Source organism: Piscicoccus intestinalis NBRC 104926, from assembly GCF_001515525.1.
In the GTDB taxonomy this organism is placed as follows: Bacteria; Actinomycetota; Actinomycetes; order Actinomycetales; family Dermatophilaceae; genus Kineosphaera; species Kineosphaera intestinalis.
This window is the reverse complement of the sequence record NZ_BCNQ01000069.1, coordinates 1-23815: the sequence shown is the minus strand read 5'-3', so window position 1 is coordinate 23815 and position 23815 is coordinate 1. Positions and strand designations below refer to the sequence as shown.

Annotated in this window: 26 protein-coding genes and 1 pseudogene; 11 read left to right on the top strand and 16 right to left on the bottom strand. The window is 69.4% G+C overall.

The annotated features are described in order from the left end of the window. The 7 genes from PINTE_RS12150 to PINTE_RS12120 all read right to left on the bottom strand — a co-directional run. Positions 1-760: iron ABC transporter ATP-binding protein (locus tag PINTE_RS12150; RefSeq protein WP_068430803.1), on the bottom strand; the 760-nt coding region annotated here is incomplete at its 3' end. Beyond that, the gene (locus tag PINTE_RS12145) at positions 757-1818 is read right to left on the bottom strand and encodes an iron chelate uptake ABC transporter family permease subunit (protein ID WP_068430800.1); all 1062 of its coding nucleotides are present in this window, start codon (positions 1816-1818) and stop codon (positions 757-759) included. The genes PINTE_RS12145 and PINTE_RS12150, both read right to left, overlap by 4 nt. A gap of 1 nt (position 1819) precedes the next feature. Further along, positions 1820-2806 (bottom strand): ABC transporter permease, encoded by a 987-nt coding sequence (locus tag PINTE_RS12140; RefSeq protein WP_084343524.1) that lies wholly within the window; start codon positions 2804-2806, stop codon positions 1820-1822. 17 nt (positions 2807-2823) lie between these two features. After that, positions 2824-3816 (bottom strand): siderophore ABC transporter substrate-binding protein, encoded by a 993-nt coding sequence (locus tag PINTE_RS12135; RefSeq protein ID WP_217996576.1) that lies wholly within the window; start codon positions 3814-3816, stop codon positions 2824-2826. Positions 3817-3999: 183 nt separating this feature from the next. Then, on the bottom strand, positions 4000-5523 hold the full coding sequence (locus PINTE_RS12130; RefSeq protein WP_068430797.1) for a sensor histidine kinase: 1524 nt from the start codon (positions 5521-5523) through the stop codon (positions 4000-4002). 3 nt (positions 5524-5526) lie between these two features. After that, positions 5527-6273, bottom strand: a complete 747-nt coding sequence (locus PINTE_RS12125; protein ID WP_068430794.1) for a response regulator transcription factor — start codon at positions 6271-6273, stop codon at positions 5527-5529. A 90-nt stretch (positions 6274-6363) separates the two neighbouring features. Continuing rightward, positions 6364-7422, bottom strand: a complete 1059-nt coding sequence (locus tag PINTE_RS12120) for a patatin-like phospholipase family protein (RefSeq protein ID WP_068430791.1) — start codon at positions 7420-7422, stop codon at positions 6364-6366. 324 nt (positions 7423-7746) lie between these two features. Here PINTE_RS12120 and PINTE_RS12115 point away from each other — a divergent pair, with 324 nt between their 5' ends. Both PINTE_RS12115 and PINTE_RS12110 read left to right on the top strand, forming a co-directional pair. Next, a complete protein-coding gene (locus tag PINTE_RS12115; RefSeq protein WP_068430788.1) occupies positions 7747-8139 on the top strand; it encodes a hypothetical protein in 393 nt (130 codons plus the stop codon). Continuing rightward, positions 8139-8321 (top strand): hypothetical protein, encoded by a 183-nt coding sequence (locus PINTE_RS12110; RefSeq protein ID WP_068430785.1) that lies wholly within the window; start codon positions 8139-8141, stop codon positions 8319-8321. The genes PINTE_RS12115 and PINTE_RS12110 overlap by 1 nt, the downstream gene beginning before the upstream one ends. A 20-nt stretch (positions 8322-8341) precedes the next feature. On the opposite strand, the gene PINTE_RS12105 is transcribed toward PINTE_RS12110, so the two are convergent. The 4 genes from PINTE_RS12105 to PINTE_RS12090 are packed head-to-tail and all read right to left on the bottom strand — an operon-like array spanning position 8342 to position 12004. Further along, on the bottom strand, positions 8342-9352 hold the full coding sequence (locus PINTE_RS12105; protein WP_068430782.1) for a glycine betaine ABC transporter substrate-binding protein: 1011 nt from the start codon (positions 9350-9352) through the stop codon (positions 8342-8344). Positions 9353-9355: 3 nt separating this feature from the next. Next, positions 9356-10114, bottom strand: a complete 759-nt coding sequence (locus PINTE_RS12100; protein ID WP_245642925.1) for an ABC transporter permease — start codon at positions 10112-10114, stop codon at positions 9356-9358. Continuing rightward, positions 10111-11370 (bottom strand): ABC transporter ATP-binding protein, encoded by a 1260-nt coding sequence (locus PINTE_RS12095; protein WP_084343523.1) that lies wholly within the window; start codon positions 11368-11370, stop codon positions 10111-10113. The genes PINTE_RS12100 and PINTE_RS12095 overlap by 4 nt, the downstream gene beginning before the upstream one ends. Then, positions 11363-12004 carry an ABC transporter permease gene (locus PINTE_RS12090; RefSeq protein ID WP_068430779.1) on the bottom strand — a complete coding sequence of 214 codons (642 nt, stop codon included), beginning with the start codon at positions 12002-12004 and terminating at the stop codon, positions 11363-11365. Before PINTE_RS12090 ends, PINTE_RS12095 begins: the two co-directional genes overlap by 8 nt. Before the next feature lie 360 nt (positions 12005-12364). Here PINTE_RS12090 and PINTE_RS22735 point away from each other — a divergent pair, with 360 nt between their 5' ends. Both PINTE_RS22735 and PINTE_RS12080 read left to right on the top strand, forming a co-directional pair. Then, on the top strand, positions 12365-12748 hold the full coding sequence (locus tag PINTE_RS22735; protein WP_068430776.1) for a hypothetical protein: 384 nt from the start codon (positions 12365-12367) through the stop codon (positions 12746-12748). A gap of 76 nt (positions 12749-12824) precedes the next feature. Continuing rightward, positions 12825-13145 (top strand): hypothetical protein, encoded by a 321-nt coding sequence (locus tag PINTE_RS12080; protein ID WP_068430773.1) that lies wholly within the window; start codon positions 12825-12827, stop codon positions 13143-13145. A 333-nt stretch (positions 13146-13478) separates the two neighbouring features. On the opposite strand, the gene istA is transcribed toward PINTE_RS12080, so the two are convergent. Then, positions 13479-14717 (bottom strand): IS21 family transposase, encoded by a 1239-nt coding sequence (istA, locus tag PINTE_RS12075; RefSeq protein WP_068430770.1) that lies wholly within the window; start codon positions 14715-14717, stop codon positions 13479-13481. Between the two features lie 148 nt (positions 14718-14865). Between istA and PINTE_RS12070 the strand changes: the two genes are divergently transcribed. After that, positions 14866-15387: a VOC family protein gene (locus PINTE_RS12070; RefSeq protein ID WP_068430767.1), complete on the top strand. Its 522-nt coding sequence runs from the start codon at positions 14866-14868 to the stop codon at positions 15385-15387. A 400-nt stretch (positions 15388-15787) separates the two neighbouring features. After that, positions 15788-16348, top strand: a complete 561-nt coding sequence (locus PINTE_RS12065; protein WP_084343525.1) for a VOC family protein — start codon at positions 15788-15790, stop codon at positions 16346-16348. Positions 16349-16562: 214 nt separating this feature from the next. On the opposite strand, the gene PINTE_RS21955 is transcribed toward PINTE_RS12065, so the two are convergent. Beyond that, positions 16563-17189: a transposase gene (locus PINTE_RS21955; RefSeq protein WP_245642926.1), complete on the bottom strand. Its 627-nt coding sequence runs from the start codon at positions 17187-17189 to the stop codon at positions 16563-16565. A gap of 76 nt (positions 17190-17265) precedes the next feature. Further along, a complete protein-coding gene (locus PINTE_RS12055) occupies positions 17266-18357 on the bottom strand; it encodes a hypothetical protein (protein WP_068430762.1) in 1092 nt (363 codons plus the stop codon). A 680-nt stretch (positions 18358-19037) separates the two neighbouring features. Here PINTE_RS12055 and PINTE_RS12050 point away from each other — a divergent pair. The 3 genes from PINTE_RS12050 to PINTE_RS12040 all read left to right on the top strand — a co-directional run bounded on the left by PINTE_RS12050 (position 19038) and on the right by PINTE_RS12040 (position 21116). Continuing rightward, the gene (locus tag PINTE_RS12050; RefSeq protein WP_068430759.1) at positions 19038-20282 is read left to right on the top strand and encodes an IS256 family transposase; all 1245 of its coding nucleotides are present in this window, start codon (positions 19038-19040) and stop codon (positions 20280-20282) included. A 139-nt stretch (positions 20283-20421) separates the two neighbouring features. Next, the gene (locus tag PINTE_RS12045) at positions 20422-20694 is read left to right on the top strand and encodes a transposase (RefSeq protein ID WP_068430756.1); all 273 of its coding nucleotides are present in this window, start codon (positions 20422-20424) and stop codon (positions 20692-20694) included. Next, complete coding sequence (locus PINTE_RS12040) at positions 20691-21116, top strand: IS3 family transposase (protein ID WP_245642924.1); 426 nt, start codon at positions 20691-20693, stop codon at positions 21114-21116. Before PINTE_RS12045 ends, PINTE_RS12040 begins: the two co-directional genes overlap by 4 nt. 65 nt (positions 21117-21181) lie before the next feature. Here PINTE_RS12040 and PINTE_RS12035 read toward each other — a convergent pair whose 3' ends face one another. Both PINTE_RS12035 and PINTE_RS12030 read right to left on the bottom strand, forming a co-directional pair. Continuing rightward, the gene (locus tag PINTE_RS12035; RefSeq protein ID WP_068430753.1) at positions 21182-21958 is read right to left on the bottom strand and encodes an SRPBCC family protein; all 777 of its coding nucleotides are present in this window, start codon (positions 21956-21958) and stop codon (positions 21182-21184) included. A gap of 1 nt (position 21959) precedes the next feature. After that, complete coding sequence (locus tag PINTE_RS12030; protein WP_068430749.1) at positions 21960-22565, bottom strand: winged helix-turn-helix domain-containing protein; 606 nt, start codon at positions 22563-22565, stop codon at positions 21960-21962. Positions 22566-22690: 125 nt separating this feature from the next. Between PINTE_RS12030 and PINTE_RS12025 the strand changes: the two are divergent. Together PINTE_RS12025 and PINTE_RS24905 are read left to right on the top strand one after the other, a co-directional pair. Next, positions 22691-23624 (top strand): annotated as a pseudogene (locus PINTE_RS12025) (endonuclease NucS domain-containing protein); the annotation flags it as partial. 42 nt (positions 23625-23666) lie between these two features. After that, positions 23667-23792 carry a hypothetical protein gene (locus PINTE_RS24905; RefSeq protein WP_306304855.1) on the top strand — a complete coding sequence of 42 codons (126 nt, stop codon included), beginning with the start codon at positions 23667-23669 and terminating at the stop codon, positions 23790-23792. The last annotated feature ends 23 nt before the right edge of the window (positions 23793-23815 follow it).

Sequence of the window (23815 nt, the reverse complement as noted above, 5' to 3'; positions counted from 1 at the left end):
CTGGCGAGGGGAGGATCGCGGTGGGGCGGCCGTCGATGTCGCGGATGCGGATCGGGGTGCCGAAGACGTCGCTCAGCAGCGCCTCGTCCATGACTTCGGCGACGGGGGCGTGCCGCACGATCTGGCCGTCGGCCATCGCCATGATGCGGTCGGAGTAGGCGGCGGCGAAGTTGAGGTCGTGCATGACCATGACGATCGTGCGGCCCATCTCGTCGGCGGCGCGGCGCAGGTGGCCCATCATGTCGACGCTATGCCGCATGTCGAGGTTGTTGAGGGGCTCGTCGAGCAGCACGTAGTCGGTGTCCTGCGCGAGCACGAGCGCGACGAACGCGCGCTGGCGCTGCCCGCCGGACAGCTCATCGAGGAACCGCCCGGCGAGGTGACGCAGGTCGAGGAACTCCAGCGCCGCGTCGACGTGGGCGACGTCCTCGGGGCGCATCCGGCCCTTGCAGTGCGGGTAGCGCCCGAGGCCGACGAGGTCGCGCACGGTGAGCCGCGCGGTGATGTGGTTCTCCTGGCGCAGGATCGACAGCCGGCGCGCGAGCACCGTCGACTTCGTCGCGGCCACCTCGAGGTCGCCGACCCACACGCTGCCGGTGCTCGGGTCGAGCAGGCGACCGAGGATCGTCAGCAGCGTCGACTTGCCGGCGCCGTTGGGCCCGACGATCGAGGTGATGCCGCCGGCGGGGATCGTGTCGGAGACGGGCCCGAGCACCCGCAGGTCGCCGTAGGCCTTGGAGACGTCGGTGAACGTGATCATCGGGTGCGCTTTCGCAACAGGAGGGCCAGGAACAGGATGCCGCCGGTGAATTCGATGATGACCGTGAGGTACCCGGCGGCGTAGAAGATGTGCTGGAGGACGAACTGGCCGCCCGCCAGCGCGATGACGCCGAGAAAGACCGCCATCGGCAGCACGTAGGCGTGCCGGTACGTGCCGGCCAGCTCGTAGGCGATCGTCGCGATGACGAACCCGAAGAACGTCAGCGGCCCGACGAGCGCGGTCGACATCGACACGAGCACCGCGACGAGCACGAGCGCGAGGATCAGCTCGCGCCGGTGCGGAACCCCGACGCTCGTGGCCGCCTCCCGCCCGAGCAGCAGCGCGTCGTACACGTGCCGGCGCCGCCACACGACGACCCCGGCGAGCACACAGACTCCGAACGCCAGCGGCAGCAGCACCGGCTCCACCGCGTTCATGCGGCCGAAGAGCTTGAGCGCGAGCAGGTCGTAGTCGGTGGGGTGCAGCAGGCGCTGCAGGAACGTCGAGATCGAGTCGAAGGCCATGCCGAGCACGACGCCGACGAGCAGAAGTACGAACAGGTTCGAGTACCGCCCGCCGAGCAGCCAGCCGTAGAGCGCGGTCGCGAACAGCACCATGACGGCGGTCTGCGCGAGCAGCCCGGTCACGTTGTCGGTCAGCGCGATGACCGTGCCGCCGAAGAGGGTGACCAGCACCGTCTGCATGAGCACGAACATCGAGTCGAAGCCCATGATCGACGGCGTGAGAATCCGGTTGTCGGTGACCGTGTGGAAGATGACGGTCGCCACGCCCTGGGTGAACGCCGCGACCAGCATGGCCCCCGCGGTCGCGCTGCGCAGCGTCAGCGCGAACTCCCAGGAGCCGCGGATGAATCCGAACAGGAACAGCGACATCGCCGCGGCCGCGAGCAGCCCCACGATCGTGAGCCGGGCCGCCGGGCTCAGCGCGGGCCGGCGCCGCCCCCCGGAGACGGAGGCCGAACCGGTGCCCTCGCGCGCGCCGGCCCGGGCAGCCGGGGTGGGGGCCGTGGACACCGGCCGGGACGAGGTCTGACTCATCTCAGGCCGCCTTGGATCGTTGCCGCAGGACGAGGGCGATGAAGGTGACCGCGCCGACGACGCCGAGCACCACCGACGCCGGGATCTCCATCGGCGCGACGATCGTGCGCCCGACCAGGTCGCAGGCGAGCAGCAGGGCGACGCCGAGCAGGGCCACCCAGGGCAGGTTCCGGCGCAGGTCGTCGCCGAGCAGGATCGAGACGATGTTCGGCACGACGAGCCCGAGGAACGGGATGAACCCGACGACGACGGCGGTGATCCCGGTGGCGATGGCGACGAGGCACGTGCCGTAGAAGACCGTGCGTTCGTAGTTCAGGCCCGCGTTGGTGGCGATGTCGCGGCCGAGGCCGACGACCGTGAACCGGTCGGCGGCGATCCAGGCGAGCACCGCGACGACGAGCACCGCCCACAGTGGCTCGTAGAAGCCGGCGACGATGCTGGAGTAGCCGCCGGAGCGCCATGCGGCCATCGACTGCAGCAGGTTGAACTGGGCCGCGAGAAACGTGACGATCGCCCCGACGACGGCCCCGAGCATCATGCCGACGAGCGGCACGACGAGCGAGCCGCGGGCGCCGTGGGTCTGCGAGCGCACCCGGCGCAGGATGGCGAGGAACAGCAGCGTGCCGACGAGGGCGAATACGCTGGCCACCCCCATCCGCACCAGGGGCGGGGAGCCGGGCGCGACGAGCAGCACGACGAGCACGCCGAGGCCCGCCCACTGGCTCGTGCCGGCGGTCGTCGGCTCGACGAACTTGTTTTGCGTGATCATCTGCATGATGACGCCGCACACGCTCATCGCGATCGCGGAGAACACGAGCGCGAGCGTGCGCGGCACCCGCGACAGCGAGAACATCTGCGCGGCGTCGCCGCCGGTGAACAGGGACGTCAGCGAGATGTCGTACTGGCCGACGGCCAGCGACAGCACCGCCAGGACCGCGACGCCTGCGACGATCGCGGTCCTGGCGAGGGTGGGTGCGCTCAGGGGCATGGGCTACGCGCTGCCCGTCACTGGGAGGCGGTGGTGTTGATCGCCTGGTAGGCCCGGGTGTACGCCTGGATGCCCTCGGTGGTGTAGAAGTCGGGCTCGAGGTAGACCACCTGGTTTCGCTGCATGAAGGTCGTGTTGGCCCAGGCCCGCTGGGCGTCGACGGTGGCCTTGGCCGCGGTGACGGTCTCGCCGGGCTCGGCGGTGGCGGCGTCGCGGTCCATGACGATCATCCAGTCGGGGTCGACGGCCGCGATGGTCTCCGGGGCCAGACCCGAATCCTGGTGCACCGACTCCGAACCCGGGGTGGCGCTGCCGCCGGTCGGCTGGTCGGTGGCGGCAAACACGTCGGTCATGCCGAGCGGCTGGATGAGCGGCGCCATGCGACCGGCTCCGTTGTCGATCTTGCCGCCGTTGTGGTTGGCGAGGAAGACCGACTGACCGGTGGTCGACTGCGCGGCGGCCTGGCTCGCGGTGTCGAGCTCCTGGCCGAGCTGGGTCGCCATCTCCTCCTGGCCGAAGATCTGGCCGAGCGCGGTCGTCTGGTTCTTCAGCTTGTCGAGGTAGCCGGACTGCTCGACGTTCGGCGCGAGGTCGACGACCGGGGCGATGGTCTTCAGGGTGTCGGTGTGCCGCAGGAAGCGCTTGCCGCCGACGATGAGGTCGGGCGCGGCCTCGTTGATGACCTCGAGCTTGGGCTCGGTGTGGGTGCCGACGTCGAGGATCTCCGGGTCGTCGTTCCACGCCTGCATCGAGTTCGGCAGCAGCCGCTTGGGCACCGCGACCGGCTTGACGCCCATCGCGTGCAGCGTCTCGAAGGACGTGTTGTCGAGGGCGACCACCCGCGCCGGGTTGGTCGGCACCTGCACCTGACCGTTGTTGTCGGTGATGGTGATCGTGCCCGCACCCCCCTCGGAGGCGGTGCCGCCGCTTTCGGCCGCGCCGGAGCTACACGCGGTGAGTGCCAGCATGGAGGCCAGGGCGAAGGGGGCGAGACGGGCGGCGCGGGTCACGGCAGAATGTCCTTGTCGGGCAGGCGAAGTGAGGGCAACGGCGAACGACGAAGAGCTTCCCTGAGGAAAGGCTTACCTTACTTAGGCGAGGCTAATGAAGAGGTCAGCGCCGTGCAAGGCCGGGTCCTGGGGCGGGTTCGGGGGTCGGATTCGCCGACGCGGCGGTCGCGGCCGTCGTCCGGCTCACGCCGCAGCGGCATCACCGGGCAGGATGACGCGGAAAACTGTTCGCCCGGGCCGGGATTCGACATCGACGCCACCGTGGTGCGCCTGCGCGACGGCCTGCACGATCGACAGGCCGAGACCGGTGGAGCCGCCGGCGCGCACGCGGGCGGTGTCGCCGCGGGTGAACCGGCCGAAGATGCGCGGGAGCAGGTCGGGGTCGATGCCGGGGCCGTCGTCCTCGACCTCGATGACGACGTCGCCGACCACACCGTCTCCGCAGACGTCGGTGCGGCGCACGCGCCCGGTGACCGTCGTGCCGGCGGGGGTGTGCACGCGGGCGTTGGCGAGCAGGTTGACGACGACCTGGGTGAGCCGGGCCTGATCGCCGACGACCTCGACCGCCTCGTCGGGCAGGTCGAGGCGCCAGTGGTGGTCGCGGCCGGCGACCTGCGCGTCGCTGACGGCGTCGAGCAGGAGCCGGGTCAGGTCGACCGGCGCGCGTTCCAGCGGCCGGCCGGCGTCGAGCCGCGCCAGCAGCAGCAGGTCCTCGACGAGCGAGCTCATGCGGCCCGCCTCCGACTCGATGCGGTTGAGGGCGTGCCGCACGGTCTGCGGCACGGGTTCGCGCTCGCGATGCGACAGCTCGGCGTAGCCGCGGATCGACGCGAGCGGCGTGCGCAGCTCGTGGCTCGCGTCGGCGACGAACTGGCGCAGCCGCTGCTCGCTGGCGTGCCGGGCGTTGAGGGCGGAGTCGACGTGGTCGAGCAGGTCGTTGAGGGCCGCGCCGACCTGGCCCACCTCGGTGCGCCGGTCGGTGTCGGCCGCCGGCACCCGCTCCGCCAACTGCACCTGGCCGCTGGACAAGGGCATGGTCGACACGCGGGTGGCGGTGGCGGCGACCCGCTCCAGGGGCCGCAGGTTGCGCCGCACCAGCCAGGTCGAACCGGCGCCGAGCAGCATCAGACCCCCGACGCCGAGGCCGAGGGTCAGCTCGCGGAGCCGGTCCAGGCTCTCGTCGAGCCGCGCGGTGGGCAGGCCGGTGATGATCGTCGAGCCGCCGCGGGTCGTGGCGACGAGGCGGTACCGGCCGAGCTGGCCGTCGAGGTCGACGGTGCGGGGGTGGTTGCTCAGCCCCGCCGAGGTGAGGGTCGAGACCTGGGCGGAGGTCAGGGCCGTCGCCGTGCCGTCGCGGGTGAACGCGACGCTCTCCACCGGCACCCCGCCCTCGAGCTGCAGCAGCAGGAAGTCGCCGCCGAGGCCCGGGCCGGGGCCGCGGCCGTGGAAGCCGTCTGGCTCGATGTCGGGCCGGAACCGCCCGGACTGCGAGACGACCTGCTGGTCGAGCTCGGACTCCAGGGAGCGCTGCATGGTCAGCAGCGTGCCGAGCCCGGTGAGCAGGCTGACGACGACGAACAGCGCGAGCATCGACGCGACGAGCTTGCGCCGCAGGCTCCACCCCTGCAGGAGCCGGCGCCGGTGCGGCCGGGGGGCCTGGGTGGCGCCGCCGACGACTCTGGCCTGGGCCGACGAACCCTGCGTCATGGGTCAGGCGGCCGGCTTGAGCACGTAGCCGGCGCCGCGCAGGGTGTGGATCATCGGGTCGCGACCCGCGTCGATCTTCTTGCGCAGGTAGGAGATGTAGAGCTCGACGACGTTGGCCTGGCCGCCGAAGTCGTAGTTCCACACCCGGTCGAGGATCTGCGCCTTGCTGAGCACGCGCTTGGGGTTGCGCATGAGGTAGCGCAGCAGCTCGAACTCGGTGGCGGTGAGGTTGATCGCCTCGCCGCCGCGGGTCACCTCGTGGGAGTCCTCGTCGAGGGTGAGGTCGCCGACGACGAGCAGGTGGTCGGCCTCCGCGGCGACGACGGCCGTGCGCCGCATGAGGGCCCGCACCCGCGCCACGATCTCCTCGAGGCTGAACGGTTTGGTGACGTAGTCGTCGCCGCCGGCGGTCAGTCCCGCGACGCGGTCTTCGACGGCGTCCTTCGCGGTGAGGAAGAGCACCGGGATGTTCGGGTCCTCCCCGCGCATGCGGCGCAGCACCTCGAGGCCGTCGAAGTCGGGCAGCATCATGTCGAGCACGACGGCGTCGGGCCGAAACTCCTTGGCGGCCCGCACGGCGGCGATCCCGGTGGAGGCGCAGCGCACCTCCCAGCCCTCGTAGCGCAGGGCCATGCCCAGCAGTTCGGTGAGGTTGGCCTCGTCGTCGACGACCAGCACCCGCACGGGGGAACCGTCGGGGCGGGTCAGGACGGGGCTCTTCGCGCTGGAGCGGCCGGTTGTGCTCGACATGACTCCAGTGAACCCCGGCTCCGGTCAGGGGAGACTATGCGACTCCTGTGTGTCACCTATGAGCCGGGCCCGGCCGCGCCCGGGGGCGGGTCAGACCGCGGCCTGCAGGGTGCGCAGGTCGATCGTCGAGGCGTCGCCGACGTGCGTGCCGCCGGTGCTCAGCCAGTCGGTCGCGTGGTCGCGGCCCGCGTCGCGCAGCGAGCGCAGGAACGGCAGGTGCGTCACGACCCGGGTCTGCGGGTCGAGGGTCGCGATGTACTCCTCCGCGTCGATGAGGTGCCAGCGCATCTGGCGCAGCGAGCGTTCGAGTTCGCCGCCGAACGGCCACCGGGTGCGGCGCGCGCGGGTCGTCGCGTCGGCCATGAGCTCGGCCTCCCGCAGGAAGGCGGTGGTGAAGGCGAACTCCGACTCGCGAGCCTGGATCGCGGCCGGCCGCACCGGGGTGCCGGCGTGCCGGGTCGGCACGATGAGCACGATGAGCGCATCGTGCGGGCCGGCGGTGAGCAGCGGCTGCAGCGGCGGGTTGGCCGAATAGCCGCCGTCCCAGTACCGCTCACCGTCGATCTCGACCGGCTCGTGGACGCTCGGGAGGCAGGCCGAGGCCAGCACCGCGTCGATCGTCAGGTCGGCGTTCGTGAAGATGCGCGGTCGCCCGGTGTCGGCGTTGGTGGCCGCGAGGTAGAGGGCGGGCGCCGCCGGGTCGGTGCGCAGCCGCTCGATGTCGAGGTGCCGGGTCAGGATCGTGCGCAGCGGGTCGAGCCCGAGCGGGTTGAACTGCCCGGGCGACATCGCCATCGTCATCGAGAGCCCGACCTTGGCGAGCAGGTTGAGCGAGGGCCGCTGGTCGCTGCCGGTGAGCATGAGGTCCATCGGCATGGAGACCGATTCCCACACCTGGGCCAGCGTGTCGCGGGCCGTGTCGGCGTCGCCGACGGTGAGGCCGTGAGCCAGGGCCACGGCGTTGACGGAGCCGGCGCTCGTGCCGGTGATCGCGTCGATCCGGTAGCGGTCGGCCTCCAGGAGACGGTCGAGCACGCCCCACGTGAACGCGCCGTGCGACCCTCCGCCCTGCAGGGCGAGCGAGAGCGGACGGCGATCGGGGCGGCCCCGGTGGACCGCCCCGTTGCTACTGATCGGTTTGTCAAGCATGACGCTCAGGATATCGAGCGGACGTTACGCGCCCGAGGCCGGCGAGTACGCACGCGGTAAAGAAGCGGTCGAAAATGAGGCCAAAAGCTACTCGACGGTAAGTCGATTTGCCCTGGGCAGCACTGGATTTCACGCTTTCTCCCGACGTGGACGGCGGTCGTCTCGGGCAGTGAGAAACGCTCAGGGGTCCGCTACGGGCCGCACAGGGGGCGCATAGCCTCCCGCCCGAGTGTGGGTGTCGTCGGCGATTCCACCGACCCGGGCGCGTCCCGGCACGCGCTGACCCGAGCCCGTCCGGGCCCGGTCCCGAACAGGAGAGATGTCATGCAGCAGTCGCCGTCGGCCGAGCCGACGCACGTTCCGACCGGCACGCAGCCGCAGGTCGCGGTGCCGGCCTCGCCCGCGATGGCGCCCCCGCGCTGGAGCGGCAAGAAGACCGCGATCGTCGCGGCGCTGGCGATCGGCGTCGCCACCGTCGGCACCGCGGGGGTCGCCTCCGCCGTGCCGCAGGGCACCGGCTCCGACGCGGGGATGAGCCAGGGCCGCATGGGCGGTCCGGGCGGTGGGCCGGGTGGGCCGGGTGGGCGTCGCGGGCAGCTTCCCCCGCCCGGCCAGATGGGGCCGATGGGGCCGACGGGTCAGACGGGTCAGAGTCAGACCGGCCAGAACCCCGGCTCGATCCCGCAGGCGCCCGGCTCGACCTCGCAGGACTCGTGATGAGCGCGCACCTGCCGTCGCTGCCCTCGATCCGCGTGGCGTGGCCGCGCCGCGCCGGTCGCGCTGCCCCTGCGATCACCACCCGGCACAGCCCCGGCCTCACCGGCTGCGCCGGCGGAGCGCTACGGCCGCGCGCCTCCCAGCAGGCACTCGCCGACGCCCTTGGCGCCGGCCGGCTGTGAGCCTCAGCCGGCGGTGAGCCTCAGCCGGCGGTGAGGAAGCCGGCCTCCTGCAGCCACGACCAGGCGACGTCGACCGGCTCCTCGCCGTCGACGTCGACCCGGGCGTTGAGCTCGATGAGTACGTCGTCGGTGAGCGCGTCGGTGACCGGCTCGAGCAGCTGCCGCAGCTGCGGCGCCTGCTCGAGGGTCTGCTGGCGCACGACGACCGACACGTTGTACTTCGGGAAGAAGTTCTTGTCGTCCTCCAGCACCGCGAGGTTGAGCGACTTGATGCGCCCGTCGGTGGTGAAGACCTCGCCGAACGTGCACTGCCCGGAGTCGATCGCCGCGTAGATCGCGCCCTCGGTCATGAGGCTGACGTTGGCGTCGGTGACGTCCCGGCCGTACGTCAGCCCGTAGGTGCTCAGCATCGGCTGGAAGCCGTCGTTGCGGGCGGCGAACTCGGAGTCGACGCAGAACGTGCGCTGGGCTGGCGGCACCCTGGCCAGGTCCGAGAGGCTGCGCACGCCGAGCCGCTGCGCGGTGTCCTGCCGGGTGGCGAACGCGTAGGTGTTGTTCATCGGAGCCGGTTTGAGCCACACGAGCTGGTTCTGCGCCGCGTCGGCGTCCCGCACGGCCGCGAACTGCTGCGCCTCGTTCGGGATCGCCTCGGCCTGGCCGAGATACGAGATCCACGCGGTGCCGGTGTACTCCCACGCGACGTCGATCTGCCCCTCGATCTGGGCCTGCCGGGAGCTCGCGCTGCCGGGGATGTTCGTGTAGTCGCGCACCGTCGCGCCGTCCGACTGCAGCAGGATGACGAGCATCTTGCCGAGCACGAGCTGCTCGGTGAAGTGCTTCGAGCCGACGGCGATCGTCTGCCCCTCCAGGCTCGGCACCCCGGCCAGGGGCCCCGCGAGCCGGCCGCTGGGGGAGTAGCCGCCGGCGGTGCCGAGCCCGCAGGCGGCGCTCGCGCCCATGCAGGCGGCGGTGGCCAGCGCCACCGTGAGCCGTCGCAGCCGCGACCGGCCCCGAACCCTGTCGTGGTTCATCGCTCACAACCCCTTCGGGCGGGCCAGCAGCTCGAGCACCCGCCCGGCCCAGTCGACGAGCAGCGCGAGCAGCGCCACGAGGAGAGCTCCGCTGACGAGCACCGGGTAGCGGAACAGGGTGATGCCGGTGGTGATGAGTTGCCCCAGGCCTCCGGCGTTGACGAATGTCGCGAACGTGGCGGTGCCGACGAGCAGCACGAGCGCGGTGCGCACCCCGGCCATGATGACCGGGATCGCCAGCGGCAGCTCGACGCGCAGGAGCACCGCGCTCTTCGACATGCCCATCCCGCGGGCCGCCTCGACGAGCTGCCGGTCGACGCCCGAGAGGCCGGCGATCGTGTTCTGCAGCACCGGCAGGATCGCGTAGAGGGTGAGGCCGATGATCGTCGTGCTCGGCTCGAACCCGAGCCACATGGCGAGCAGCACGAGCAGCCCGATGGCCGGGGCCGCCTGGCCGATGTTCGCGACCGCGACGACCGGTCCGCCGAGGCGGCGGGTGCCGGGCCGGGTCAGCAGCACCCCCAGCGGCACGGCGATCGCGACGACGAGCACCGCGCAGATGACGGTGATGACGACGTGTTGCCAGGTCAGCGCCGCCACCTGGTCCCACGACAGCGCGCGGGCCTCGATGTCGTCGAGGTCGGCGGTGGCGCGCCAGATCGCCCAGCCGCCGCCGATGACGGCGACGAGCACCGGGAGCCCGATGAGCAGCCCGAGGCGCCCCGACCCGCGGGACTGCTGGATGTCGGGGGTGGCGGTCACGGCCGCCGCTCCGGCTCCGTCGGCTCCTTCGGCTCCTCGGTCGCCTCGGTGTTCGGCTCGGCCTCGAGCTCATCGGCGGGCAGCGTGCCGTCGGTGTCGTCCTTGCTCGCGGAGCGCTCCTGCGCGGCGCGGTTCATCGTGCGCATGTGCTCGGTGACCGCCTCGAAGGAGATCATGCCGATCACCTCGTCGTGGTCGCCGGTGACCAGCGCCCCGGTGTGCGTGTTGACGAGCATGGTGTCGAGGGCGTCGTTGAGCGTCGCGCGCCGGTCGAGCATCGCCGGAGGCGGGCCGCTCGGCCGCGTGATCGTCTCGCCGCGCAGCGCCCGGTCGCGCACCCACGCCAGCGGGCGGGCGCGGTCGTCGACGACGACGACCCACGGGCTCCCGGCCGAGCGCCGGCGCACCTGGTCGACCCGCTCGCCGACGCGGGCGGTGGACACCTCGTCGATCCTCAGGTCGTCGACCCGCGCGAGACTGAGTTGCTTCAGCGCGGAGCCCGATCCGACGAAGTCCTCGACGAAATCGTCGGCGGGGGCGGCCAGGATCGTCTCGGGGGTGTCGTACTGGGCGATCTTGGCGCCCTCGCGCAGGATGAGGATGCGGTCACCGAGCTTGATCGCCTCGTCGATGTCGTGGGTGACGCACACGATCGTCTTGCGCACCTCGCGCTGGATGCGCAGCAGCTCGTCCTGCAGGCGCTGTCGGGTGATCGGGTCGACGGCCCCGAACGGCTCGTCCATGAGCACGACCGGCGGGTCGGCGGCCAGGCCGCGCGCCACCCCGACGCGCTGCTGCTGGCCCCCGGACAGCTCGCGGGGAAAGCGGTCGCGGTAGCGGGCCGGGTCGAGGCCGACGAGGTCGAGCAGCTCGTCGGTGCGGGCCGCGATGCGCTTCTTGTCCCACTTCAGCAGGCCGGGCACGACGCCGATGTTCGCGGCGACGCTCATGTGCGGGAACAGCGAGCCGCCCTGGATGACGTAGCCGATCGTGCGGCGCAGCTCGTCGACGTTGTGCCCCTTGATGTCGTCGCCGTCGATCGTGATCGTGCCCGAGCTCGGCTCGATGAGGCGGTTGATCATCTTCAGCGACGTCGTCTTGCCGCAGCCGGAGGGTCCGACGAACATGACGATCTCGCCGGCCGGGATGTCGAGGGTCAACGCGTCGACCGCGGGCGTGGACTGGCCGTCGTAGATCTTCGTCACGTCGCGCAGTTGCAGGGCACCGCCGGTGACGCCGGTGTGGTTCTCAGTCACGGATCCCCCTGGAGGTGGTCAGGCGGCCCAGCAGCACGAGCAGGCCGTCGAGAAGCAGCGCGAGAACGACGACGCCGACGGTGCCGACGAGGGCGTAGTTCAGGGCGTTGGCCCCGCCGATCTGGCTCAGCCCGGTGAAGATGTAGCCGCCGAGGCCGGGGCCCAGGGCGTAGGCGGCGATCGCGGCCACGCCCATCGACATCTGGGTCGAGACCCGCAGGCCCGCGACGATGACCGGCCAGGCCAGCGGCAGCCGCACCCGCAGGAAGGTCGCGGTCGGGCTCAGCCCCATGCCGCGGGCCGACTCGACGAGGGTCGGGTTGACGCCGTCGAGCCCGACCACCGCGTTGCGCAGGATCGGCAGGATCGCGTAGAAGGTCACGGCGATGACCGAGGGCATGATCCCGATGCCGACGAGCGGGATGACCAGGCCCAGCAGCGCGAACGAGGGGATCGTCAGGCCGACGGCCGTGACGGCGTTGGCCGCCGGCCGCAGCCCGCCGATCGCGGTGACGAGCACGGCGAGCGCGATCGCGATGAGCGTCGCCAACGCCACGGATTGCACGACAAGGCTGACGTGTTGGAACGAGCGGTACAACACGTCAGCCCAGCGGTCCGCGAGGAAAGTCCACACGTGGCGCGACCCCCGTCGTTCTCTGGAAGCGGGACGACCGGTGTCTTCAGCCGCCTTCGGGTGGACCCAGGCAACAGCCGTTTTCGGGCGAATAGGGCGAGGTGGCCGACTCTATTACCGAAAGTCATCTCGTTGCGCGAGATCGTCAAGAAGCGCGTCGCGACGGTCGACCCGCAGTTCGCCTACACCTTCGACCCTCGGCGACGACTGGCTCCACCTCTGCACCTTTGACGGGTATGCCGATCCGGCCGCAGTGTACGGCCGGACCCGAGCGAGCCCGTCCCGATCTGGGGCTGGGGGACCATCCCGGACCAGTACGGCCGGCGGTGGAACGGAGACAGCGGCGAGGACGACGAGGACGTGCCGCCGCCCCCGAACGAGGTGCCGGCCGCGCTCGACAAGTACGCCCGCCATCGCGTCCTGCCGGCACTTGTCGATCTCGGGCCGGTGCGCACGGCGTCCGCGGCCGGTGACGTCGACGCCCTCATCGACGCGGTCTCGGGCGTCGATCTCGAGCCAGCGCTGCAGCAGATTGCCGTGTCCGCCCTTTCGCTGCACCGGTCGGCCCCAGTAGCGCGGAAGAACGACCTGTTCGGCATCATCGCGTCGCTGCACTATCGCGCGCTGGACCGCGGGTGGGAAGGCGACGACCTGCTGTCCGAGGAGTTGCTGGCAACCCTGCGGGAGCGTGCGGAGGAATCGCCCCCCGGGCGGTGCCCGTCGATCTGGACGAGTTCGCCGTGATCATGACCGACTCGATGGGCGGCGGCGAGCACGAGGGGGCTACCTCAACATCCGGACCGGGCAGGCGATCGGTTCTGTGCTGACGGACGCGGCATACGTCGGCGAGGACGTGGCGATCGCCGTCGCGGACGACCCGGACTGGGTATGGGTCGCTCCCGCCGGCAGCCGCGACGGCTGGCAGGACATGGCCGCCTTCATCGATACCGTCGCCGACCTCGACCTGCGGCGCCGCCTCGAGATCGCCATCGGGGGCAAGGGAGCCTTCCGCCGGTTCAAGGACGTCCTGCACCAGGACGCCGACGAACGGACCCGCAAGCGCTGGTACCTCGAGCGCGAGGACCGCGACCTGGGACGTGCCCGGGCCCTGCTCGCCACCCACGGCTTGCGGCCCGGGTAGGCACCGCTGCTCCGGTCGATCCGCCCCACGAGTCGAGACGACTTCTTGGGCCACTGCGTGCCAACGGACGGGCTAGCTGGCCGGCGAGACAAGGGCGACGCAGCCGCGCGGGCCGAAATGATCAGCCCAAGGCTTTTCCCACTGATCGAGCGCTGCTGTGTGCGCCAACACGGGTCGGCCGCGCGTTGGAAGCTATCCCGGAGCGACAGTACTTCGAACGTAAGTCTGGCCGGGTCAGGGCGGAAACGCTGACCGAGGTCGAGCCGCCGAGCCATTTCGCCCACCGGCTCAGTGAGATTCGCGGCCCGGTGTCGCGTTCGGTCTTGGTGGCCATCACGCAACTCCGCCCTCATCGTCGGTGACCAGGTGGTCGTACACACTCAGGTTGCGTTGCTCCACCTCGCTGTCGGGCACGGGCCGAAGCATGCCGGTACGGGCCCGGCGCAGCTGGTGGCCGGCGGCGGCATGGGCTGGGTCGGTGATGGTTTGGTGTTTGCACCACAGCCGTTCGTGGTCGGCGACCAGCCGGCCCTCACACAGCGCCTGCACGCGGTGCAGGTCGACCACGATCTCGATCCGGCGCCCGATCACGGCCGGATGCACCGAGTAGTCGTTGGAGTCGATCCGCACATAGTGGTCGCGGGCCAGCCGGGTTGATGACCGCCATCCGGTTACCGGAGCCACGGGTGGCAGCGATACCATCGCCGCCTTGTCGGTTGCTATCCGATCCGTCGGTGCACAGCCCAGCGCGCGGCGCCTGCGGGTGTTGACCACCGCCAGCCATTCGTGGAGTTGGGTGTTGAAGTCGTCCGGACCGGTGAAGGTGCGCCCGGGCAGGAACGAGCGCTCGAGGTGGTCGTGGCAGCGTTCGATCAGCCCTTTGGCTTCGGGATCGGCCGGGCGGCACACGATCACCTTGACCCCGAGGGTGCCGCGGAACGCCTGGCACTCCTCGGTCAGCTCGGGCCGCCCTGCCCGCCACCGGCCGATCGCCCCCTCGCCGTCCCACACCAACACCCTGGGGGTGGCGCCAAGGCCGTCGATGAGTTGCCACCACCCGGCGAACAGGTCGTACTTCACCCGGGAAGGGACCAGTACCGCCGACAACCAGCGGGAGTAGCCGGTGACCATCGTCAACACCGGCAACTCCGCAGGCCGGCGTACCTGCCCGAACCCGACCGGCAGCTGGATCGGTGGGAACCAGAAGTCACATTGGGCGATCTCGCCAGCTTGGTAGGCGGTCCGGGAGGCCGGGTCCGGCGGGAGGTAGGCCGGCCGGAGGTCGGCGACCCGTTCCTTCAACACCGTGATCCCACGCGTCCAGCCGATCCGCTCCGCGATCACCGTCGACGGCATCGTCGGCACCTCCGCCAACAGTTCACGGATCCTCGGCTCGAACCCGTCCACCGCCGACCCCGACGGCGTCCGGACGTACCTCGGCGGCCCGTCCGAGCCGATCGCCGACCTCACCGTGTTCCGAGAGATCTTCAACCGGCGCGCGATCGCCTTGATCGCCATCCCCTCCGCCCGATGCAACCGGCGGATCTCAGCCCAGTCCTCCACGCTCAACACTCCCCACGACCCCCTCGACTCGAATGAGTCGAGAGTCAGCCACGGGGGTCAAGATTCGAGCGGCGACACAGGGTTAGCTTTCAACCGGCGTCGACAGGTGGCGCGCATCTCCAAGCGGCCGGCGCAGTCACGCCCGTACGGTGGCCGGATGACACAGAAAGAGACACCATGCCGGGGAGTCACCGGCTCATTCACAACCGAGGGTCGGCCTCACAGCATGACATCACTGACCCCGTTCCTAGCGCTGACGGATGCAGCTGGCGCGATCGAGTTCTACCGCGACGTCTTCGGCGCACGCGTCATCGACGTCGCCGAGATGAACGGCCAATTGGTTCACGCCGACCTCGACTTCGAACTCGGCCAACTCCAACTGGGTGTTCCCAGCCCGGACTATCGGCTTGTGCCACCTCCGGAAGACGACAAGGCCTGCTACTCCCTCGGACTCTATGTCCCTGACGTCGATGCCGTCGTCGCGCGCGCGGTCGCGGCCGGAGCAACGGTACGCGAAGAGCTCTCCACCTTCGTGTCGGGCGACCGATACGCCAGCATCCGCGACCCATTCGGCGTGCGCTGGTCGGTTATGAGCCGTGTTGAGGACCTATCCGAAGAGGAGAGTTCCCGCCGGGTTGCAGAGTGGTCAGCGTCGTACTCCTCCGAGCGCCAAGAGTGAGGAGCGGCGAGCAGGCCCGGATCTCGCTCGAGATCACTCGAATGGTCGGCCTGCGCAAAGTACTCCGCACACGAGCGTGCGAGCGTCGCTGCATCTCGACACCGGTTGGCCATCGCCGTGGCTTCGAGGGCACGCGCCACATGGTGAACTATCCCCCTAACGACGCTGGAGCGCCAAGGATTGGTCGAAGCGGCGAAAGCCCCACTTGGGGCGGCATCACGGAGCTGATCATTCAGCGGCGGGCTCGACAGGTGGTCGTGTCGCCGGGCGTCTTGCACGACCAACGGGTCGGCCCCGCTGCTGTCGCCAACCAGCTCTCCGCTGCATACCTGATTCGACGGCACGCTGGTGGCATCCCATCGGCCACGGCGAGGACGACGTGACTATGCAGGCGCCACGTGTGAGCGATGAACCTGACTTCAAGGTGGGGCTGCGGGTCGGCGACGTTCCTGCGGCAACAGACTTCTACGCAGGCCTCGGCTTCGAGCGCGTTGCCGGGATACCTGGCCCCGACGGCCGCACGATCATGGCCATTCTGCGTCGAGGCAACCTGCAGCTGCTGGTCGATGCCCTCGTGGGTATGCCGTTCCCGGACAGCACGCGGGAACGCATGACCGTGGCAGGCCCGCGTGGACTGGGGATGGTGATCGGGATCACCGTCGACGACGTTGACGCTGCGGTCGACTATGTCGTGGGTGTCGGGTGCGAGCTGACGGCAGCGGCTCAGGACTCGTCTTGGGGGGAGCGATACGCCGAGTGCATCGACCCCTATGGCTACGCCTGGAAACTCTTTTGTCCTCTACCGGGAGCTGTTAATGATGGTCTTGATGCCACCCGCGAGCAATGGTTCGGCAGCAATGGTTCGGCAGCAATGGTTCTGTCGACAGGTTCGGCACTGAACGGTGACCCAGCCAACGAAGTCGCCGACGAGCCCCGCCAGCCGACGACGTCACAGACCTGACCGCTGCTGGCTGCTCATGCCTGCGATCGGCAGTTCGACGCCTGCGAGCAGGCTTGCGTGTGGGTCACCCCCGGATGCGATGGTGCTGTCCACTCTGGCCGAGATGGGCAGTTCCGGACCCTTCCATCGGGGATGGGAGGACCGGCTGGGACAAGGCCCACCAGCCGTCGTCTGACAGTTGTGACGCTGCTCGGACACGGTCGAGGCCAAGCTGTCATTGGGTAGCGCCCATGTTGGTGAAGCCGCATCCGACACGCTTGGTTTGCTTGATGATCCGGTTGAAGCCCTCGGTGCGGGCGTTGGTCACATCCTCGGTGAGCGCGACGAGCACCGCTGGCCACCAGGTGTCGATCGTGGTCGCCAGGCGGCTGGTTTCCTCAATGTCGGCGCGGGCGGCGGCGTCGTAGAAGTCGTACAGCCTGCGCCGGATCTGGTGCGGCTGGTGTTCGGCCAGCAGCAGGCGCAGGCGTTCCTTGACGGCATGCGCGGCGGCGATCTCGTTGGTCGGATCCTCGGCGGCGAGGGCGGCGTTGAACCGGGCCTTTTGCTTCACGGTGAGGTGCTCGTAGCCGGTGAGCAGCAGTTGCCGGCTGGCCCAGACTTTGTCGGTGGCGGTGCCGCGGCGGCCGTGCAGTTGCCGGGTGATCCGTTGACGGACCTGGGTGACCATGAGGTTGGCGAGGGCGACGAGATGCCACTTGTCGACTGCGATCCGCGCGTCCGGCAGGGCGGTGCGGATCCCGGATCGACAGGTACAACAGCGCCCGCCCGCACACCCGCCTCGGCAACGCCCCACCCGCCGAGTACGAGGCAGCGCACTGCGCTGAGCCCACCAAGTCATCGCGACCGGCAATGACACCTGCATAGACGTGGCATCAACGCGTAGATGTTTCAGTTTCTTCTGTGCTGGGGCTGTGTCAGGTGCTGGACCGGGTGTAGGCAGCGGCGCGCACCACATCGTCGTCCTCCAGTCCAGCTCCTAGTGCTCCGCCCACGGTGGCCAGGCTGGCGGTGAGCCAGCTGATCTTCGCGTAGTCCAAAGCGTTCACTGGGTGACCGGCGACACCGGCCAGTACCTGCTCGTCGATGAGCAGCAGCGCGCCGACCCAGGACAGGATGAATAAGCCGAGGTAGAACACCACAACCCCGATGGCCACGGTCGCGGTGGTGGCCAAATTGAACAGGATCACCTGCTCACGTTGGGCTCGCCGCCGTGGGCGCTCCCACAAGTCGGCTCCCAGGATCAGGGTGGCACTCACCGCCCCGATCGCCATCACCGCCAGCAGGACCAGGCGCACCGGCCCGTAGGCCATGGCCAGTACCCATAGGTCCGAGGCCACCAATGTCAGCATGCCGGTGGCCGCTGCCACGACCATCGCCCGGGAGAGCCGGGCCACGAAGGCCCAAGGCTGGTTGGCGCGGATCATGCCCAGCAGCAACCGCACGTTGCCGCTCAGCACTCGGGCCGTGAACTGCACGACGTTGTCGTCCGGGCGTTCGTCGAGATCGGTGGACAGCTGGTGGGCTCTTCGAGCAAGATCCCGCTGGGCGTTGAGGTCTTCGGCGTCGTAGCCCAGGAGCTGCCCGACCACGTGCACGGTGGTCTCTTGCACCTTCTGCCGCACGTGCACGGCTCCCAGGGTTGGGACGGAGACCAGTCCTACCCCGTGCACGGGGCTGAGCTGGGTGAGCACCGGACGTCGGCCGGTCTTCAGGGGGATCTCGGTGAGCACCACGGCCAAATCCCAGTTCTCCTCCAGCACGCGGTTTCGGGCCGCCTCCAGCAGGTCCAAGGTCTCGGTGGGTGGATCGACCAGCCGGTCTTCGGCCATCTTCAGTTGCCAGCGCACTCCCGGATACCGCTGCACCAAAATCTTGCGCACCGAGGTGGTGACCTCGGGGCCGAGCATCGCACTCAGGGATGGTGAGACCACCAGGCCGATGAGCAGCTCGGCATCGGAAAGGGGTTCGGCAGGATCGGCGGTGGATCGGCAACGCTCAGCAGTCACCGCTCCATGGTGAGGCAACCACGGGCCGGATTGCCACTGGCTCGATGGAGCTCCCAAGGTTTCGTGCAGCACCGCGGGCCGGATTCGGTGGTCGCCTCGATCCCGGAGAGAGCGGTGCTGCTCACTGCGAAATCCTCTCCCCGCCGACGCCGCCAGCGCGAAGACATCACAGCCAGCGGGCCCGGGACCTGCCGGTGTCGAGGACGGCTTCTCGATGATGCTGCAGTGACGGATCGGTTGAAGTGCTTCGGCGGTGTGGGAGCAGTGATCAGCGTGGGGCCGGTCGATTCCGTTCGGACAGGTGATGCATCGACTGCCCAGCGGCAGGTGCGGTACTGATGCGGGGGTACCCGGTGCAGGGGTGTCAAGGCCCAGCTCCGAAGACGGCAAGCCGGGCACGTGAAAGGCGAATTATGGCCCGCCGCAACCCGAGCGGGAAGGCATGTGTGGCACGAGGCGCCGAAGACGGGCCGGGCGTTTACTGCAGAGATAAATGGCTCTCCGCATTTGAGCGGGGCGTGTGCTGATTTCATGCTGCTGTCGCGCGTCAGACTTTGTAGTGGAGTCCAGCAGAGTGGTGTACGACGGACCTGAGTGAGCGCGTGCCTTCAACGTAGGCGCGGCCACCAGGTGGATCCTTCGAGTGATCTCTCACAACCGACTCGAAGAAGGACACCTTGATGACCGCTGTGCCCAGTATCGACCCTGCCCAGTTCCTGAACGAGCAGCTGTCCCAGGCGAGCCCTGATCTGATGCGGGACCTGCTGACCACGTTCGTCAACGCGCTGCTCTCCGCGCAGGCCGACGCGGTGTGCGGCGCCGGCTACGGGGAGCGCACCCCGGAGCGGGTCAACTCCCGCAACGGCTACCGCCACCGCGACCTCGACACCCGCGTCGGCACGCTCGACGTGGCGGTGCCCAAGCTCCGCACCGGCAGCCTGTACCCGGACTGGCTCTTGGAGCGCCGGAAGCGCGCTGAACGGGCGCTCACCTCGGTGGTGGCGACCTGCTACCTGCTCGGCGTGAGCACGCGGCGGATGGACAAGCTTGTCCAGACCCTCGGCATCACCGGCCTGTCGAAGTCCCAGGTCTCGGTGATGGCCAAGGAGCTCGATGAGCACGTCGAGCAGTTCCGCACCCGCCGCCTGGAGGACGCCGGTCCGTTCACGTTCGTGGCCGCCGACGCCCTGGTGCTGAAGGTCCGCGAGGGCGGCCGGGTGGTGCCGGTGCACGTGCTGGTCGCGACCGGCGTGAACGCTGACGGGCATCGGGAGATCCTCGGCGTGCAGGTCACCTCCAGTGAGGACGGCGCGGGGTGGCTGGCGTTCTTCCGCGACCTGACCGCCCGCGGCCTCACGGGGGTCAAGCTGGTCACCTCCGACGCGCACGCCGGCCTGGTCTCAGCGATCGGCGCCACGTTGCCCGGCGCGGCGTGGCAGCGGTGCCGCACCCACTACGCAGCGAACCTGATGTCCGCGACCCCGAAGTCGTCATGGGGCTGGGTCAAAGCGTTGCTGCACTCGATCTACGACCAGCCCGACTCTGACGCGGTGCACGCTCAGTTCGACCGGGTCGTCGACGCCCTGGCCGAGAAGCTGCCCGCCGTGGCCGAGCACCTTGAGGAAGCCCGTACCGACATCCTGGCGTTCACCGCGTTTCCGAAGGAGATCTGGCGCCAGATCTGGTCGAACAACCCCAACGAGCGGCTCAACCGCGAGATCCGTAGGCGTACCGACGTGGTCGGGATCTTCCCCGACCGGGCCAGCATCATCCGGCTCGTCGGCGCTGTCCTGGCCGAGCAACACGACGAGTGGGCCGAAGGCCGCCGCTACCTCGGACTCGACGTCCTCGCACGCGCCCAGGCCGTCGACCACGCCATCGCCGAGGAGGTGACCGAGCCAGAACTCCAGGCACTCACTGCCTGACCGACACGCCCAACCGAGGGATCAACCTCGTACACCAGCGGACTTGACCGACTTTGTGGCAGGGCCGTTGTGTAGGTCTTGAAGGAGAGTCTGAACATGGGTAGACCCCCTGTGATCCCCCGAGCGGAAGACTCGGATCGTGTTGAGTGTGCTTGCCGGTGAGATGTCGATCGCTGAGGCTGCTCGGCGGGAGAAGGTCAGCGAGCAGTCGATCGGCCGGTGGAAGGCTGACTTCCTCGAGGCGGGGAAGACCGCGTTGGCGGCGGGCCGGTCCGGCCCGTCGACGCGGGAGGAGCAGCTGGAGGCGCAGGTCGAGGATCTGACGCAGGCCCTGGGTGAGGCAGCCGTTGAGATCCGGGTGTGGAAGAAGAGCGCGGAGGGCCGGTTGGGCCCTTCAAGGACCTCGAGGTGATTCGTGTCGAGTCTGGGATGTCGACCGCGAGGTGGTGCAGAAAGTTCGACATCCCGGAGCGGACCTGGCGGCGGTGGCAGGCCAAGGCTCGGGCTGGCCGACGGGCGAAGGGTCCGTGGCCGCAGCCGGCCCGCGATGCTGCGGCCGAGCTGATCGACAAGCACGCCCGGGAGCATCCGCTCTGGGGGCACCGCAAGATCTGGGCGATGGTCCGCTACGACGGGCACGTCGTGTCGGAGGCGACGGTTCTGCGCCGGTTGCGAGACCGCGGCTTGATTCTGCCGGATCAGTACCAGCGCGAACGGCGCAAGCTCGCCGAGCGTCGCAAGGCTGCGTTCGCCAAGGAGCCCACGGGCGCCAACCAGGTCTGGCACCACGGATTCGCAAATGTCACCACCGGTCATCGCGGTGGCTGTGGATAAACCCGTGTCACCGCGCTGCCTGTGGATTACCCCGGTGCCGGGCTGCTCGGCATGACCGGCTCCTCCTAACGCTCCAGCCAGGCGCGCCAGAGCGGCTCGTCGCGTGCCACGACATCGGCGGCGTCATCGCCATACAGATAGAGCCACACGGAGACTCCCGTGGCTTCCTCGCCTATTCCCTCAGCGGCGATGAATGCCGTTCCGGGCAGCGGAGATTCGAGCAGCACGCTCGCGCGGAAACCGCGCTCGCTGTCGAGGATCGTGCCGTCCAGCGGCGGCATACCGTTGCGTGACCGGATCCGCTGACCAGGTGCCGGATTGGGCGGTATGCCGAGGTCGGCCGCGATCGTCTCCCAGGCTGCTTGCTGGTTGCCCGGCCACGTGGCCGTCGGCAGCATCGCGTGGCCGGCCTTACCGGGGAAGTGCTCGAGGTGCAGTTGGAGGTTGCGCAGGAACAGACCCCAGCCTTGTTCCATCGCGTCATACTGCGCGTCCCAGTCATCGCCTGATCCGAAACCGGAATTGATCAGCCGCACAACGCAACTGCCGTTGTCGCGGGCCTCGACCAACCACTCGAACGCGAACCCGGCGTCGGCGCCCTCGCCCGCGAACACGACGCGGTGGGGTGGCTCCCAGGCCGTCACTTTGCCGGGCACGGTCATACCCTCACCTGGCCCGAAGACCGATGTCGTCGCGCCGCCCTCGCGTTCCTCGACGGTCGTCGGCACGTACCACGACGAGATACCCGGCCCGGTGGCCACGGCCGCCCACACCTCCTCCGGGGTGCCGGGCACCTCGACGGACAGCTCGATGGACCTGGCAGGTGGCTGGTCTTCGGTCATCTCAGGACTCCTTCGTCGATCGGCCCGACGGCACCGCCGGGCTCGGGTGGGCCGCGATCACGAGCCGGTGCCACCGGCCGCGGGGCGCGGATTCGTCGTGATAACGCGCGGCGAGCGTGGTGACAGTCTCGGCGAGGTCACGCGTGAACTCCGCTCGATCCTGTGCCGAGGCGAACCGGATCTCGGTGTCGATCGCCAGGGTGGGCAGGCTGCGGCCGGACGCCTCGGCGCGCCGCGCCAAGGTCGCCACCTCACCGAGCATGCGGGCAGCGAGCGAGACGAGGTATCGGGTGGAGAGCCGGTCGATGGTGTCGATGCCGGCGGCGGCCGGTCCGAGCGCGGTGGGCGAGACGACGTATGCCGCGGCGCTCGCTTGGACGATGCGCTCGTGCAGGCCCCGGCGCTGCCGGACTTCGACCTCGGTGACGAGGTCGTGCGCTTCGAGGGCGCGCAAGTGGTAGTTCACCTGCTGACGGGTCAGCCCAAGGACCTGAGCGACGGTGGTTGCCGAACCCGGCTGGGCCAGCATCGCGAGGATGCGCGACCGCACCGGGCTCAGGGCCGCACCCGCCGCCTCCGGAGCGTCGAGGACTTCGATGTCGAGCACGCCACAAGACTCGTATTGAAAGGGATTCTTGTCAATAGCCGAGTGATGTCGTTCTCAGGGAGCGGGACCGAGTGCAGTCCTCACCGCGCTGCGAATGCGCGTGTTTTTAGGGCAAGCTGTCAACCATGCCAGTAGAGATGGGAATGTGGCGCATCGACGGGGACAAGCCGCTGCGCCTGGCAGCGGCGAAGTTGCCTACCGAGGCGACGCTGGAGGCCTACCTCGAACAGGATCCGTCGCTGCTCGGCGAGCGGCTCCTTGTCATCGGCCGACAGCTGAAGACCCCGCACGGCAAGTTCATCGATCTGCTCGCCATGGACATCGAGGGAAACCTGCACGTGCTCGAACTCAAGCGGGACAAGACACCTCGGGACGTCGTCGCTCAAGTCCTTGACTACGGGTCGTGGGTGACAAACCTCCAGCGCGAACAGGTAATCGACATCGCGAACGACCATCTCGGTGAGGCGCCCTTCGAGGCGGCATTCGTAGAGTGCTTCGGCACCTCGGTGCCTGACGAACTCAACGCTGACCTCAAGCTGGTCGTCGTCGCAACCGACCTCGACGAGAGCTCGGAACGGATCGTCAGATATCTGAGTGGCACATTCGGCGTCCCCATAAACGTCGTCTTCTTCGCCTACCTCGAGGATGAGGGCAGGCGCTACCTCGCCCGCACCTGGTTGGTGAGCGAAGAACTGGAAGGGGAGGCAACGTCATACGGCAACAAGAAGAAGGGCAAGCGCGCGGAGTGGAACGGGCGCGACTGGTTCGTCTCCTTCGGGGATGCGGGCGGGGGCCGATCATGGAAGGACGCGCGAAGATACGGATTCGTCTCTGCCGGCGGCGGAGCGTGGTACTCGCGGACCCTGCGCGACCTTCCCGAGGGCACGAATCAACGTATGCATCCCCGGGGCGGGCTACGTCGCAATCGGCGAAACGATCGGTCCGGCGCAACGCTTCGACCGGGCTCATGTGACTGTCGACGGAGTCGAGGTGCCGTTGGCCACTCAGCCTCTGACGGGGATCTACACGCATGGTGGCCCGAGTGAACCGCAATCGGACGACCGGGCCGAGTGGGTCGTCCCGGCGCGCTGGTTCGAAGCGGTGCCCGCCGAGCAGGCCTACTGGGAGAAGGGGATGTTCGCCAACCAGAACAGCGCCTGCAAGTTGCGGCAGGAGTTCACGCTCGAACGCCTCGCCCAGCACTTTCATGTGGCGGACCACCTGTAGCTCCGCGGCGGGCGCCTGTCAGA